Source organism: Cupriavidus sp. SW-Y-13, from assembly GCF_009793345.1.
Taxonomy (GTDB): Bacteria; Pseudomonadota; Gammaproteobacteria; order Burkholderiales; family Burkholderiaceae; genus Cupriavidus.
This window is the reverse complement of the sequence record NZ_WHLX01000002.1, coordinates 153,178-167,281: the sequence shown is the minus strand read 5'-3', so window position 1 is coordinate 167,281 and position 14,104 is coordinate 153,178. Positions and strand designations below refer to the sequence as shown.

General features: G+C 63.2%; 14 protein-coding genes. 2 read left to right on the top strand and 12 right to left on the bottom strand.

Going from position 1 to position 14,104, the window contains the following annotated elements:
* Positions 1–143: 143 nt before the first annotated feature.
* A complete protein-coding gene (locus GA566_RS16720) occupies positions 144–1,532 on the bottom strand; it encodes an NHL repeat-containing protein (RefSeq protein WP_160473421.1) in 1,389 nt (462 codons plus the stop codon).
* A 758-nt stretch (positions 1,533–2,290) separates the two neighbouring features.
* Here GA566_RS16720 and GA566_RS16715 point away from each other — a divergent pair.
* Positions 2,291–2,890: a DUF4142 domain-containing protein gene (locus GA566_RS16715; protein ID WP_237380433.1), complete on the top strand. Its 600-nt coding sequence runs from the start codon at positions 2,291–2,293 to the stop codon at positions 2,888–2,890.
* Positions 2,891–3,067: 177 nt separating this feature from the next.
* Here GA566_RS16715 and GA566_RS16710 read toward each other — a convergent pair whose 3' ends face one another.
* From GA566_RS16710 to GA566_RS16700, 3 genes are all read right to left on the bottom strand, one after another.
* Complete coding sequence (locus GA566_RS16710) at positions 3,068–3,451, bottom strand: DUF6697 family protein (RefSeq protein ID WP_160473420.1); 384 nt, start codon at positions 3,449–3,451, stop codon at positions 3,068–3,070.
* A gap of 182 nt (positions 3,452–3,633) precedes the next feature.
* A complete protein-coding gene (locus GA566_RS16705; protein WP_137925624.1) occupies positions 3,634–4,578 on the bottom strand; it encodes a YihY/virulence factor BrkB family protein in 945 nt (314 codons plus the stop codon).
* A 90-nt stretch (positions 4,579–4,668) separates the two neighbouring features.
* Entirely contained in the window at positions 4,669–5,757 is a 1,089-nt protein-coding gene (locus GA566_RS16700) for a LysR family transcriptional regulator (RefSeq protein ID WP_160474630.1), read from the bottom strand.
* 361 nt (positions 5,758–6,118) lie between these two features.
* Here GA566_RS16700 and GA566_RS16695 point away from each other — a divergent pair, with 361 nt between their 5' ends.
* Positions 6,119–6,508: a response regulator transcription factor gene (locus tag GA566_RS16695; protein ID WP_255459390.1), complete on the top strand. Its 390-nt coding sequence runs from the start codon at positions 6,119–6,121 to the stop codon at positions 6,506–6,508.
* A gap of 50 nt (positions 6,509–6,558) precedes the next feature.
* On the opposite strand, the gene GA566_RS16690 is transcribed toward GA566_RS16695, so the two are convergent.
* From GA566_RS16690 to GA566_RS16655, 8 genes are all read right to left on the bottom strand, one after another.
* Positions 6,559–7,251 carry a response regulator transcription factor gene (locus GA566_RS16690; protein ID WP_160473418.1) on the bottom strand — a complete coding sequence of 231 codons (693 nt, stop codon included), beginning with the start codon at positions 7,249–7,251 and terminating at the stop codon, positions 6,559–6,561.
* Between the two features lie 149 nt (positions 7,252–7,400).
* Positions 7,401–7,805, bottom strand: a complete 405-nt coding sequence (locus tag GA566_RS16685; protein WP_237380431.1) for a Na+/H+ antiporter subunit G — start codon at positions 7,803–7,805, stop codon at positions 7,401–7,403.
* Positions 7,806–7,809: 4 nt separating this feature from the next.
* Complete coding sequence (locus GA566_RS16680; RefSeq protein ID WP_137925627.1) at positions 7,810–8,085, bottom strand: K+/H+ antiporter subunit F; 276 nt, start codon at positions 8,083–8,085, stop codon at positions 7,810–7,812.
* Complete coding sequence (locus GA566_RS16675) at positions 8,070–8,573, bottom strand: Na+/H+ antiporter subunit E (RefSeq protein ID WP_160473417.1); 504 nt, start codon at positions 8,571–8,573, stop codon at positions 8,070–8,072. Before GA566_RS16675 ends, GA566_RS16680 begins: the two co-directional genes overlap by 16 nt.
* On the bottom strand, positions 8,570–10,135 hold the full coding sequence (locus tag GA566_RS16670) for a monovalent cation/H+ antiporter subunit D (protein WP_160473416.1): 1,566 nt from the start codon (positions 10,133–10,135) through the stop codon (positions 8,570–8,572). Before GA566_RS16670 ends, GA566_RS16675 begins: the two co-directional genes overlap by 4 nt.
* Entirely contained in the window at positions 10,132–10,458 is a 327-nt protein-coding gene (locus GA566_RS16665; protein ID WP_160474628.1) for a Na+/H+ antiporter subunit C, read from the bottom strand. Before GA566_RS16665 ends, GA566_RS16670 begins: the two co-directional genes overlap by 4 nt.
* A complete protein-coding gene (locus tag GA566_RS16660) occupies positions 10,458–13,325 on the bottom strand; it encodes a monovalent cation/H+ antiporter subunit A (protein WP_160473415.1) in 2,868 nt (955 codons plus the stop codon). The genes GA566_RS16665 and GA566_RS16660 overlap by 1 nt, the downstream gene beginning before the upstream one ends.
* A gap of 371 nt (positions 13,326–13,696) precedes the next feature.
* Positions 13,697–14,026 carry a hypothetical protein gene (locus GA566_RS16655; RefSeq protein ID WP_137925631.1) on the bottom strand — a complete coding sequence of 110 codons (330 nt, stop codon included), beginning with the start codon at positions 14,024–14,026 and terminating at the stop codon, positions 13,697–13,699.
* Positions 14,027–14,104: the final 78 nt, after the last annotated feature.

Sequence of the window (14,104 nt, the reverse complement as noted above, 5' to 3'; positions counted from 1 at the left end):
GAAGTGAGAGCCGGCCTCCCGTTGAGGGGGTCGGCTTCTTTTTTTGGAGATGTTGGCGTCGTTATGCGCTCCCCTCTCCCATGCAGTGGGAGAGGGGAGCAAACCGGAAGTTCTTCCCGATCTCCCGCTGCAGCCCGGCCATATCAAGGCAGCACGATCTTGCGGATAGCGTTGTTGCCCAGTTCGGCGGCGTACAGGTTCCGGGCGCTGTCGATGGCCAGGCTCCATGGTGCCCAGAACGTTGCCGTGGGCCCCTCTCCATCGATGTTCCCGCTCAGTGCGCCGCCGGCGATCGTCGTGACCACGCCCGCGGGCGTGATCTTGCGGATCGTGTTGTTGCCTTTCTCGGCAACATAGACGTTGTTGTCACTGTCCACCGCAATGCCCTGTGGATAGCTGAACTGCGCCGCGGTGCCGGTGCCGTCGGCACGTCCGGATGTCGTCGAGCCTGCCAGCGTGGTGACCACGCCGGCGGGCGTGATCTTCCGGATCATGTGATTGTTCATGTCGGCCACGTAGAGGTTTCCGGCACCATCCACCGCAATGCCGGACGGGGTGTAGAACGATGCCGCATTGCCCGTGCCGTCGGCACTCCCGTTCAGGGTCGAACCGGCAACCGTCGTCACCACGCCGGCGGACGTGATCTTGCGGATCATGTTGTTGGCGCTGTCGGCGACGAAGAGGTTGCCTGCAGTGTCGATGCAGATGGCGAATGGTTCGCGGAAACCCGCCGCCGCGCCCGTGCCGTCGGCGGCACCGAATGTGGTGGAGCCGGCAAACGTCGTGACGACATCCGTAGTGTCGATCTTGCGGATCTGGTGGTTCAGCTGGTCCGCCACGTAGAGATTGCCAGCCGCGTCGATGGCCATGCCGGACGGAAACCGGAATTGCGCTGCAGTGCCCGTTGCGTCGACAGATCCTTGGGTGGAACCAGCAATCGTCGTCACCACACCAGCAGCCGTGATCTTGCGAATACGGTGGTTCGCGTTGTCGGCCACGTAGACATTGCCCAGGGCATCGACCGCCATGCCGGCCGGCTGGCTGAAGCGCGCGGCGCTTCCCGTGGCATCGACGTAACCGTTGGTCCCGCCACCGGCCAGCGTTGATACCTGAGCGGCGGCCGGCGGATTGTTGATGCAGTCCACGCTCACGTCTGTCACATTGGCCGCCGTGGTGCCGCTGCCGTGGGTCACCGTGCAGGTCTGGCCAACCGGCTGCGTGCCGATGGTGACCGCGTAGACGCTCGTCACGGCAGTCGAGAATTTGAAGGCGCCATTGGCCGACAGCGTGAGCGCGTCGACACCGTTGTTCTGCAGTACCACCGAGGTGGCGGCAGCGAGCCCGGAGAGCGTGCCGCCCACCGTATAAGTGGCGGGCACGGGCACCACGGGGACCACCGGAGCTGGATCGGGTTGCGAGGCAGGTGTGCTGGCCGGCGGATTGTCACCGCCGCCGCAACCGGACAGAACGGCGATACCGAGTAAGAGTGTCAATGCACGCGCGTGCTGCTTGAGGCGGCTGTTTGCTTCCATGATGTCGTTGTGCGAGATAGCTGAATGATCTTCTGGCCCCACTGGCCATCGCTCAAATATCGGCACAACGCTGGAGGATCTTGATGCGCTACGGCCGGGCGACCTTGGTCGTGCGCCCCGTGTAAAAAGTTCAATCGCCAGCCGCACTCCCCGCCAGGGAGGCCGGCTGCTGTTTGTTGGGCGTGAATGCGCGTATCGAGCGACAGCGCATGGGCAGCCTGCGATTCAACATTTCCTGCCGCAGTATTTATGTGTGACGACCAGACGAGACGCCGTCGCCAGATCTCCGCTATCCGGCCTCACCGAGCCGGTGGACAGCAACTTTTCGATCCGCCACAGCGCAATTTTTTCTATGGAAGCTGCCTCGGGATTCAGAAGCTCCGCATAGACAGGGGAATTATCGAAGATGGATCGAACGATACGAAGACGGAACCCTTCGTGCAAGAGACGTACGATGCGCCTCTGTTGAACAGACATTGCCATGAAACGTGGAGACTCTCGAAACTTTAGACATGATGTGATGTTTTTATTGTTGGAAACCGAATGATTGCCATCAGGAAATCTCCCTCCCATTCCTCTTTGGTGGGGTTCCTTCGAGCCAGCGGCCGATCTGGGGACGGGATTCGCAAAGGCAAGGGGCCTTTTTGCGTGGCCGATGCAATAGTCGCCATGCGGTGCCGGATGCGCTACGTTTGGCGGGTCGAGCGCGATCAAACGGCTGCATTGTTCCGCTAGGCCATGCGCGAATTCCGCAGGGCATGCCGCTTGCATTGGCCCTTCAACACTTAGAGGAGTCAGCCATGCAACCGCTCCGTTTCTTGCCCGCGTTCGTCGGCCTCATGCTCGCGCTGATGTCGGTCGCCTTCCTGACGACACCCGACGCCGCACCGCTTTCCGACAAACCCGGCACCGCCCTCGCAGGCGATGCCGACGCCATGTTCTTGCGCAAAGCCGCCGAAGCCGGCACATTCGAAATGGAAGCGAGCCGCATCGCAGAAAAGAAAGCCAGCAGCGCAGCGGTCAAGCAGTTCGCGGCACAGATGATCAAGGATCACGGTGCTGCGTCGGCCAGGATGGAACCCATTGCAAAGCGACTCGGCATCCAGTTACCGGCCTCGCCGAACGCGGCGAAGAAAGAGGAAATTTTGCAACTGTCAGCGTTAAGCGGCGTCGCCTTCGACAAGGCCTACTCGCAGAAGGTTGGCGTGGACGCCCACCAAGACGCCGTCAAGCTGTTCCGCGAAGCAACGGACGACACCAAGGATCGCGACGTAAAAGCCTTCGCACGCAACACGCTGCCTACGCTGCAAAGCCATCTCGAGATGGCGAAGAAGGTGCTTGCGGAAGTCGACAAGTGAGGGCGCGGGAAATCGGCATGGCGTAGCTGCCGAATTTCTTGTTCTTTGCTACAACGCATAGAGCAAACCGAGCACGACGAGACACGCGGAAACCGTCACGTAGTAGCGGCAGCCATGCGGACGGATGGAAGACGCGGGCGGGACGGCTGCATCTGGTGGCTGTTTCGGCATGGTGGCTCACTTCGAGACGGCAACGGACTTGAGCTTGATGACACGCGAGACTTGCGCAAGCTTGAAGCCGCTGTGCTCGACATACGGCGAGCATTCCATCGGCGTGGTGAGGGATTCCACGGCGGCATAATGACCGATATACCGGTACTTGTCCGCCTCGCTCCTGATGAACAGTGGAACGGCTTCCGACTGCGTCGCGAGTGTCCTGCCTGCCGCGCGAGTGGATGCGGCACTGCTGCAAAGGATCGCCTCGGGGGCATGCGGATTGAGATCGGGTCGCAGGCATATCGCCACCACCTTGCCATTCTTTGTCGGAAGGAACGCCTGCTTGCTACCGCCGCATACCGTGTGGATGAATTCGCGCGTGTATTCCTTGCTTTTTTCAAACATGAGTGATCTCCGAAACGATGCGTACCGAAGGCAGCCGCATCAGAACGGGACGATATCGAGTTTGATGTAAATGGCGCGAAGAAGCGGGGGCAAGGCAGATCAACGCGCCGTAAATGCGCATGCCGTGCAGTTGACCCTCACTGACACGGCGACAGGCGATTTTTTCTTCCCTGACGCAAGAATTACCGGTCTGAGCCCCCACTCGGCCGCGCGCCGCCGCGCCCCCGCAAGGACCCGAACCGGTTGGCATAGAGCCACGTGAACTCCGCACCCAGCAGGAAGATCTGTGCCGAGTAGTAGACCCATACCAGCACCACCACGAGCGAGCCTGCCGCGCCGTAGCCGGTGGCGACGCCTGTCTTGCCGATATACAGGCCGATCAATAACTTGCCGATGGTGAAGAGTACCGAGGTGACGATCGCACCGAGCCACACGTCGGGCCAGCGGACTGCCGCGTGCGGCATGATCTTGTAGATCATGGCGAACACCACGGTCACCATGCCGAAGCTGATGGCCATGTCGAGCAGATGGCCGATCACCTCGTCCTCGCCCATCATCGGCATCCAGTACCGGCCGATCGCCGCGATTGCGGCGCTTGCCACCAACGATACGATCAACAGGAAGCCGATGCCGAGAATCATGCCGAACGACAGCACGCGCCCACGTAGCAGTTCCCAGATTCCAGAAGGCTTCTTGCGCTCCGGCACCTGCCAGATGCGGTCGAGCGCGGACTGCAATTCGGCGAAGACTGTGGTGGCGCCCACCAGCAGGGTAATGAAGCTCAACACCGCAGTCAGCGAACCCTTGGCCGGCTCACTGAGCGAAACCAGCATGCTCTCGATGGCCTTGGCGCCTTCCACGCCCACCAGTCCGCCGATCTGCTCCACCACCGCGCCGCGTGCAGCCTCGGCGCCGAATGCCATGCCGGCAATCGATATCACGATCAGTAGTAGCGGTGCCACGGAGAACACCGTGTAGTAGGCCAGCGCGGCGCCCATGCTGGGCGCATAGTCGTCAATCCACGCGGATACCGTGTCTCTGAGCAGGATGGCAAGGTTCTTCGGCGTCCTGCGCAAGGCAGGACCTGGCGTTATCTGGGCGGCATGCCCGGCGGGAACGCGATCCATGATGTGGCTCCGGCACGGCGAATGCCGGTTTCCTTGCAATCGGCATGCCTGCGTGCCGCAGCATCCGGGCGCCAGGATATCGGCCGGATATCACGCCGCCATGGGTTCGGCATGCCGGGGCGCGATATGGGCGGCCACGCGTGTATTCGCCCGAGCCGTCGCGGTCACCGCACTTGCTGCACTTGCCGCGCTCATCGCGCTGGCCGATTCCGCTGCGCGAATCTCCTCCGTCATGAAATCGATAAACACACGGATGCGCGCTGGCAGGTGCTGGCGGCACAGGTAGCAGATGTAGTGCCCGCGATCCCCCGGGGCATGGCGGTCCAGCAGCGTCACCAGCGTGCCGCGCGCGAGGTCGTCGGCCACCTGATGAAGCGGTAGCTGTGCAATGCCCCGTCCATCGCGCACCGCATCGAGCACGAGATCGGCATCGTTGTACGTGAGCCTGGCGGTCGGCACATGCTTGCGCGGCTGCCCATCCACGCGGAACTCCCATTCCGCAACGCGGCCGCCCGAGAACCGGCGGTTGATGCAGTCGTGCTGCGCCAGCGCTTCGAGCGAGTCAGGCAGCCCGCGCCGCTCGGCATACGCACGCGAGGCGCACAGCACCATCTGCATCGGGATCAACTGCTTGGCGATGATGCTCGAATCCTCGATATAGCCATCACGAAACGCGACATCCACCTGATCGCCCGCAAAGTCGGCGGGCCGGTCGTCGAGCACCAGTTCCACCGCGATGTCCGGATAGATCTCCGAGAACTGCAGCAGCAGCGGCGCCACCACCTTGCGTCCAAAGCCCATCGGCGCATTCACGCGCAGCATGCCGCGCGGCGGGCCCTGGCGCAGGTCCAGCATGTCGTTCATCGCGCCCATGATGTGCGTGACACCGAGGTTGCAGTTCTCGAAGAACCGCTCCCCTTCGCGCGTCAGGCTCGTGGTACGGGTGGTACGGAGGAACAGCCGCGTGCTGAGCTGCTCTTCCAGCTTCTGCACACTGCGCGAGACGGCGGAACGCCCAATCCCGAGCCGCTCGCCAGCGCGGGCGAAGCTGCCTTCGGTGGCCACGGCCATGAAGGCAATGATGCCCGTGTAGCTCGTGGCGAAGCAGTTCGACAACGCGTCGGTGCGATTCGGCTGGACGGCACAGGCGCCGCGCGGCGAGATGTCCGGGTAGTGCATGGCGTTCATGGAGGGCTCCCCAAAAGGGTCCGGTGTCAATCGCACCGGCAGTGCCTCAAGGTTAGTCGCGCTGTCTGGCAAATACGATTCTGCACACGGGTGGCGCAGCCTTGTCCATTCGCATTGGACATTAATACTCCTGTATGCCCGCCGTCCGCTCGGCCAGCGCGCGCGGGCCGCATCGGGCTTCGCACCGGGCCGGGACCGAACGTATGGGAAACGTTAATACATAGGTATGATTCCCCGGCGCCCTGCCCGGCCTTACGCTGGATACCGTTATGCACTGGCATGGCCGCCGTTGCAACGCATTGGCGTCACGGTGGCCTCCATGCTCCTCCCCCAGAGATCGAGGCAGGTCCTATTGAATTCCGCTCAGTCAGCCGCCCAGTCAGCCGCTCCACTGGTTGCGATCGTCGACGATGACGAGTCCATCCGCATGGCGACGGCAAGCCTTGTCCGCTCGCTCGGCCGTCGCACGGAGCAATTCGCATCCGCCGAGGCATTCCTCGCCTCGGACAAGATCGCTGCCATGGACTGCGTGGTGTCGGATTTCATGATGCCGGGCATGACCGGCGTGGCGATGCACGAGCAACTGCTTGCGCTGGGCTACCGGATGCCCATTGTCTTCATCACCGCCTTTCCTTCCGAGGAATTGAAAACGCGGGCGCTGGCCAACGGGGCGCTGGCCGTGCTTCTCAAGCCCGTGGACGCCAACGACGTGGCGCACTGGCTCGACGTGGCGCTGGGATAGCGGTGTTGCTGCAGCAGACGTCCCGGAAAAAACGCCGGGCGGTCGGAGCGTCAGTGCGGCTTGCGCGTCTGTGCTGACGCTGCAGATTCTGACGCGATGCCAAGCAGTTCGGACTTCCTGACGAGATCGGCCACCGAGCGGGCGCCCATCTTCTTCATAGCCTGCCCGCGATGAATCTTGACGGTGACCTCGCTGAGGCTCATCTCTCCGGCAATCTGCTTGTTCATCAGACCTGTCACCACAAACGCCATGACTTCGCGCTCGCGCGGGGTCAGCGACTCGTAGGCCGCGCGCAATCCCGCACTGGACTGCTCGGCGGCCAGCCGCTCACCATCGCGCGCCAGTGCATTGGCCACGGCATCGAGCATGTCCTGGTCGCGGAATGGCTTGGGCAGGAAATCCACCGCACCCGCTTTCATCGCCTTGACCGTCATGGCGATATCGCCGTGACCGGTCATGAACACGATGGGCATGCGCAGGCCGCTCTTGCCAATCTGCTCCTGGAAGGCCAGGCCACTCTCGCCGCGCAGCCGCACGTCGAGGATCAGGCAACTGGGCACGTCCGGCCTTGGGTAGCCCAGGAAATCCTGCGCCGACTCGAATGTCACCACCCGCAGGCCGATGGAGCGCAGCAGGCCATCGAGCGCGAGCCTGACGGATTCGTCGTCATCCACGACGTAGGCCATCCGTTCCTTGCCATCGCGCGGGCCCGTGGGCACCGTCAAACTCGACCACGCATTCATCAAACGCTCCCCCCCGCCGAATGGCGATCCAATCGAGATGATAATCATTCTAGGAGATGGCGGAAACGCGCCATTATCGCCATCACATTGTTTCCAGAATGTCGACACTGGCCGCATTGCCAATCACTCGGCAAGGTGATACAGGCGCCTCATTTGCCAGGCTCGCCCGCATCCGGATGCCCCCCCTCACCCGCATCCGCCACACTGCGCGCGGGGGACCACACGCGGCCCCGCGTCCGTTCGATCACCGGCAGCCGTTGCTGGATCGCCGCCTTGGCCAGCATGTGCGCGCTAATGGGTGCGGTCAGGAACAGGAAGGCCGAGACGAGCAATTCGTGCAGGCTCAGTCCATTGCCGCGCACGCTGAAATACACCACCGATGCCAGCACCACGCCGCCCACGCCCAGTGTGGTCGATTTGGTGGGGCCGTGCAGGCGCATATAGAAATCCGGCAGCCGGGCGAGTCCGATCGCACCGATCAGCATGAAGCCGCTGCCGATCAGCAACAGCACGCAGACGACGATTTCCGCGATGGGGTGCATGGTCGCGTGCATGGCGTTACCTCAATTCGATGATGTCGCCGCGCTGCAGGTATTTGGTCAGCGCAACAGTGCCGATAAACCCTGTCACCGCAATCAGCAGCGCGATCTCGAAAAACAGTGTCGAGTCGATGACCATGCCGTACAGCACCAGCAGCGCGATGGCATTGATACTCAAGGTGTCCAGCGCAATGATGCGGTCCGGCAGGCTCGGCCCGCGCAGCAGGCGGGCCACGGTCAGCAGGAATGCCACGCCCTGCAACGCCAGGGCAATCGGTATCACGATGGCAAGCATACGAAAATCTCCTTGAGCGGCGCCTCATAGCGAGACTTGATGGTGTCGACGAGCTGGGCTTCGTCGCGCAGGTTCAGTACGTGGATCAGCAGAACGCGACGGTCGTTGCTGAGTTCGGCACATAGCGTGCCGGGACTCAACGACACGATGCTGATGAGCGCGGTCAGCGCCATCTCGTGCTCCAGATCCAGCGGCACCTGGATGAAAGCCGGTTGCATGCGCCGCATCGGCCCCAGCACCAGCGCCGCCACTTCCACATTGGCGTGAACGATGTCGTAGAGCACGCGGCCCCCCAACTGCGCCACCAGATCTGGCCGGCGCAGTTCCATCGGCCGCAACCACAGCCGCTCCCCGATCTTCAGCGACAGCAACCAACCCAGCAGCGCGCCCAGCAGGACCTGCCCTGGGGAAACATCGTTGACCAGCAACAGCCAGATGATGGCCAGCACCAGACTCAGCCAGGGATGCGGAAACAGCCGCTTGATCATCGGTCAGCCTCCTTTGCTGGCGGCGTGTGAAGCACCGCTTCACGATAGGCCGCTACATCGGACAACTGCCCCGCCGTGGCATCGACATAGCGCTCTACGGGCGCGGCGAACAGGACCAGCGCCACATTGCCCGCGAGCAGGAACATCGCGCATGTCAGCTTCCATCGACGCAGCACCACGCCGCGCCGTGGCGAGCGCACGCCGTGCCGCACATACGGTGCGCTCCACACTTGCCGGCTGCCGGTGCGGCTGGCTGCAATCAGCAGCAGCAGGCTGGACCCCAGGATCACCGACCACGCTGCGGCAGCCGATGGGCCCATCGTGGCGCGCAGCATCATCGCCTTGCCGAGGAAGCCGGACATCGGCGGCAGCCCGATGGCCGTCACGATGGCAACAAGAAACAACGCGCCTTCGAGCCGCATGCCAGGGCGCCGCACCACGCGTCCGCCCGCCTTGCCGACGGGCCGCTCCAGTGCGGGATCGACGGGATCGTGGCGCGTATCGAGCGCGCCGGCCAGCAGGAACAACGCTGCCGTGCATAGCGTCGTGCTCGGCAGGTAATACAGCACCGCGGCCCAGGCTTCGTACGTCTGCAGGCTCGTGCCGGCCAGCAGCAAACCCACCGAAGTCAGCACCAGATAGCCCGTCAGCACGCGCACCTCGTGCGCAGCCAGTGCGCCGACGGCACCGATGACCATCGTCAGCAACGCCAGCCACCACAGCCAGTCATGCATGAAGCCCGCGAGTGGTCCGGCATCGAGATTGAAGATCAGCGCCTGTGTGCGCAGCACGGCGTACACGCCCACTTTGGTCATGATCGCGAACAGCGCAGCCACCGATGGCGTGGCCCCGGCATAGGCACGCGGCAACCAGAAGTACAGTGGAAACGCCGCGGCTTTCAGCAGGAATACAAGCTGCAGCATCACACCGGCGGCGATGGCCAACGGTAGCGATGAGGCATCGAGTCCCTGCAATCGCACACCCATGTCGGCCATGTTCAGCGTACCCGTCAGACCGTAGAGGATGCCGATGGCAATCAGGAAGAAGCTCGAGCCGGCCAGGTTGATCAGCACATAGTGCAGGCCGGGCACGATACGTCGGGGTCCTCCGCCATGCACCAGCAATGCATACGAGGCGATCAACAGGATCTCGAAGAACACGAACAGGTTGAACAGGTCTCCCGCCAGGAACGCGCCATTCAGGCCCATCAACTGGAACTGGAACAGCGCGTCGAAATGCCGCCCGAGCCGGGCATCGCCGCAACTCGCATGCACCGATGCGGCCACCGCCAGCACGGCGGTCAACACCAGCATGAGCGCACCGAGCCGATCCAGTTGCAGGACAATGCCGAACGGCGCCGGCCAGTTGCCCATCGCCACCACGGGAATCGCGCCGGTATCGGCCACACACAACAACCCGACAGCTATCGGCAACAACGCGAGACTTGCGCCCACGGAAACACTGCGCTGCCAGCGCTGGCGGCGCGCGGGCATCATGGCGAGCCATGCGCCCACGAACATCGGCAACAGCAGAGGCAGCAACAACGCATGCGTGACGGTCATGGTCGCTCCACGCCGTCTACGTGATCGGTGCCGGACAACCCAAGCGAACGCAGCGACAGCACAATCGCGAATGCAGTCATCGCAAAGCTGATGACGATGGCGGTCAGCACCAGCGCTTGCGGCACTGGGTCCGCATACTGCGCACCTTCCACAATGACCGGTGGCCGCCCGGTGACGAGCCGGCCCATCGAGAGCAGGAACAGCGTCACGGCATACGACAGCAGCGTCAGGCCGAGTACCACGGTGAAGGTGCGTGCGCGCAGCAGCAGGAACACTCCGCAGGCGGTGAGTACGCCAATCGTCAACGCAAATGCGGCTTCCATCATCGCCCTCCTTTCGTCTGCGCCGAAGCGTGTGCCTGCTCATGCGTACTGGCGAGGATGCGCTTGTCGCGCACGCCGAGGTGCGACACGATCAGCAGTGTGGTCCCCACCACCGTCATATAGACGCCCACATCGAAAATCATCGCCGTGGCCAGTTCGATTTCGCCAATCAACGGAATGTGGAAGTGCCCGAAGGATGTGGTGAGAAACGGATAGCCGAAGAACCAGCTGCCCAGTCCCGTCAGTCCCGCCACCACGATGCCCGCGCCGGCCATCACGCGATAGTTGACGCCGATGCGCGACTCGGTCCACAACACGCCGCTGGCCACGTATTGCATCAGCAAGGCAATCGACGTGACCAGCGCGGCCACAAACCCACCGCCCGGCAGGTTATGGCCGCGCAGCAGGATGAAGACCGCCACAAGCACGGTCAGCGGCAGCATCAGCCGCGCCAGGATCGATAGCAGCAACGGATGGCTTTGCCCTGCCCATGGCGCACCATTGGGGTCGAACGCGGGAGCGGTGAGCCGCAGACCCTTGAGCATGGCCTGCACGCCCAGGCCCGCCACCAGCAGCACGCAGATCTCGCCAAAGGTATCGAAGCCCCGGAAATCCACCAGGATCACATTGACGATGTTGTGCCCGCCCCCACCGCTCACGCTGTTCCGGACGAAGTAGTCGCCAATCGATTCGTAGGGCCGCGTCATCACGGCAAAGGCTGCGGCGCTGGCGAACGCACCGCCGGCCAGGGCGAGCAGGCCATCGCGAATCCAGCGTGCAGGGCGGCTAGGCTGCCGCGCCTTGTCGCCATCGCCGGGCAGGAAATACAGCGCGAGCACCAGCAGCAGGATGGTCACCACCTCCACCGACACCTGCGTCAGCGCGAGATCCGGTGCGGAGAATCGCGCGAACAGCAGCGCCATCAACAAGCCGCACATACTCAGCATGGAAAGTGCCGCCACACGTTGGCGCCGGCAGGCCACCACCACGATCGCCCCCAATGCCATGATGGCCAGCCCCGCGCCGGTAATGGGATCGAGCGGCGCCTGGGGCAATGGCCCGGACAATGCGCGCATCGCATCCGGCAGCGGCATCGTCCCTGCGCCCAGCAGATACCAGCCGGGCAACAGCACCATGACGGCCACTAGCAGCGCGATATAGCGTTGCAGCGAGCCGTTCTCCAGCGCGGCGGTCAGCGTTCTTGCCGCCCATCCCAGCGCCTGCATCAGATCCTCGAAGCGATCGCGCGCATTGAGCAGCGCCAGCGTGGCGTGATGCCGGTGGAATGCCTCGCGCCGAAAGTAGAACAACAGCGTGCCGGCCACCAGCGAGATCAGGCTCATCATCAGCGGCACGTTGAAGCCATGCCACGGACTCAGGCTGTATTCGGGCGGCGCCTTGCCTAACGTGGCGTACGCCGTAATCTGCAGCAGCGCGCCCACCGTGATATTCGGCACGAGGCCCACCACCAGGCAGATCACGACGAGGATCTCGACGGGCACCTTCATCAGGCGGGGCGGTTCGTGCGGAGGATAGTTCGGCAGATCGTCGGGCTTGCCATCGAAGAACACGCCATAGATAAAGCGCAGCGAATACGCCACGCTGAGCGCGCCGGCCAACGTGGCCGCCGCTGGCACGATCCAGTTGAAATAGCCGAACAGATCCTGCGCCAGCGTTTCGCCGAAGAACATCTCCTTGCTCAGGAAGCCGTTCAGCAGCGGCACCCCCGCCATCGACAGCGACGCCACGATGGCCAGCGCCCCCGTATGCGGCATATAGCGCCACAGACCGCGCAACTTCGTCAGGTCGCGTGTGCCGGTCTCGTGGTCGATGATGCCCGCTGCCATGAACAGCGATGCCTTGAACACCGCGTGATTGATGATGTGGAACAGCGCGGCCACGGTGCTCAGTTCCGTATCGAGACCGAACAGCAGCGTGATCAGCCCCAGGTGGCTGATGGTGGAATAGGCCAGCAGCCCCTTCAGATCGCGCTGCAGCAACGCCATGGCCGCGCCACCGAGCAGCGTGACAAGGCCGCAGAGGCTCACGATATAGAACCACCATGGCGTGCCATCGAGCACCGGATACAGCCGCGCCAGCAGGAACACGCCCGCCTTGACCATCGTTGCCGAGTGCAGGTAGGCGGAAACCGGCGTGGGCGCCGACATCGCGTGCGGCAGCCAGAAGAAGAACGGGAATTGCGCTGACTTGGTGAACGCGCCGATCAACACCAGCACCAGCATCAGCGGATACAGCGGATGGCGCTGCACCATGCCGCCTTGCGCCAGCACATCGGCCAGCTCCAGGCTGCCGCAGATGCGGCCAAGCAGCAGCACCCCGGCGAGCAGTGCGAGACCGCCCGCACCAGTGACGGTCAACGCCATGCGCGCGCCTTTTCGCGCATCGGAGCGGTAGGACCAGAAACCGATCAGCAGGAACGAGACGATGCTGGTCATCTCCCAGAACACCAGCATCAGCAACAGGTTGCCTGAGAGCACCACGCCGAGCATCGCGCCCATGAACAGCAGCAGCAACGTGAAGAAACGCACCGTGGACGCCACACGCGGCAGGTAGTAGCGCGCGTAGATCACCACCAGCAGTCCGATACCCGCAATCAGCACGGCAAAGGTGAAAGCCAGGCCGTCGAGCCGCAGGGTCAGGTTCAGGCTGATCGACGCCAGCCAGTCATGACGCCACTTGAAAACCGTCCCGTCCTCGATGCCCGGCCACGCCATGGCCAGCACGCCAAGCGCGGCCAGTGCCGTGGCAGCGGCGATGGCGAACGCCGCAGTGGCGCCGCCGCGCTTGCAAAGTTGAACGATCAACGCGCCGGCAAAGGGCAGCGCAACCAGCGCGATCATCAGCATCGGTGTTGCTCCGGCGCTTTGTGCAGCGTCATTGAGGCTCCTTTGCGATGTTGGGTTTTTCTTTCCCCCTGTTTTATTCCCCTCTCCCGCTTGCGGGAGAGGGGTTAGGGGTGAGGGCAAGCAGTTCTATCTACGACAGGCCGCAATTTGTACCGCTGCGCCCTCACCCCCGGCCCCTCTCCCGCCTTGCGGGAGAGGGGAGCAAAACAAGAGAAGGAAACGGGGAAACCCCGAGACAACGAAAACTTCACATCGGCACATTCTGCCACAGCATCCCCGTTCCGGCCAGTCGGTATTTTTCTGACGTGTCAGACGCTTGAACGAAAAACGCCGGCCCGAAGGCCGGCGTTACGCATCGATCGAAAGCCGCATTACATCCGCACAGGACCGGGGCAGGCTTTCAGTCCCACCCACATGATCACGATGACCACGTTGACCGGCACGCTGAGCGCACCGGGCAAATAGAAGATCACGGACAGGCCCGGCTGGCGCATCAGCATTTCCACCGCGCAGCCCAGCCCGTACAGCAGCACGCCGCACCACAGCCATCGACGCATATACGTCAGCAGCCAGTGGGCACGCGACTGATTGAAGCGCCACGCTGCCGCACGCGCAAGCACATCGCCCCGACTCACATCCTTGAAGAGCCAGTCGAAGAAGAAGTACCGGTACAACAGCGTGCGGAAAGCGAGCTCTTGCATGATGCGTGGCGCGTGGCGCAAACCCTGTTCAGTGATGGAGTAACGCAATGCGCATGCCCGTGCCGCACCTGGCGCTGG

Coding starts and splice junctions, on each gene's coding strand:
- GA566_RS16720 (WP_160473421.1), bottom strand. CDS start 1,532: ATGGAAGCAAACAGCCGCCTCAAGCAGCACGCGCGTGCATTGACACTC.
- GA566_RS16715 (WP_237380433.1), top strand. CDS start 2,291: ATGCCGCTTGCATTGGCCCTTCAACACTTAGAGGAGTCAGCCATGCAA.
- GA566_RS16710 (WP_160473420.1), bottom strand. CDS start 3,451: ATGTTTGAAAAAAGCAAGGAATACACGCGCGAATTCATCCACACGGTA.
- GA566_RS16705 (WP_137925624.1), bottom strand. CDS start 4,578: ATGGATCGCGTTCCCGCCGGGCATGCCGCCCAGATAACGCCAGGTCCT.
- GA566_RS16700 (WP_160474630.1), bottom strand. CDS start 5,757: ATGCACTACCCGGACATCTCGCCGCGCGGCGCCTGTGCCGTCCAGCCG.
- GA566_RS16690 (WP_160473418.1), bottom strand. CDS start 7,251: ATGAATGCGTGGTCGAGTTTGACGGTGCCCACGGGCCCGCGCGATGGC.
- GA566_RS16685 (WP_237380431.1), bottom strand. CDS start 7,805: ATGCACGCGACCATGCACCCCATCGCGGAAATCGTCGTCTGCGTGCTG.
- GA566_RS16680 (WP_137925627.1), bottom strand. CDS start 8,085: ATGCTTGCCATCGTGATACCGATTGCCCTGGCGTTGCAGGGCGTGGCA.
- GA566_RS16675 (WP_160473417.1), bottom strand. CDS start 8,573: ATGATCAAGCGGCTGTTTCCGCATCCCTGGCTGAGTCTGGTGCTGGCC.
- GA566_RS16670 (WP_160473416.1), bottom strand. CDS start 10,135: ATGACCGTCACGCATGCGTTGTTGCTGCCTCTGCTGTTGCCGATGTTC.
- GA566_RS16665 (WP_160474628.1), bottom strand. CDS start 10,458: ATGGAAGCCGCATTTGCGTTGACGATTGGCGTACTCACCGCCTGCGGA.
- GA566_RS16660 (WP_160473415.1), bottom strand. CDS start 13,325: ATGCTGATGATCGCGCTGGTTGCGCTGCCCTTTGCCGGCGCGTTGATC.
- GA566_RS16655 (WP_137925631.1), bottom strand. CDS start 14,026: ATGCAAGAGCTCGCTTTCCGCACGCTGTTGTACCGGTACTTCTTCTTC.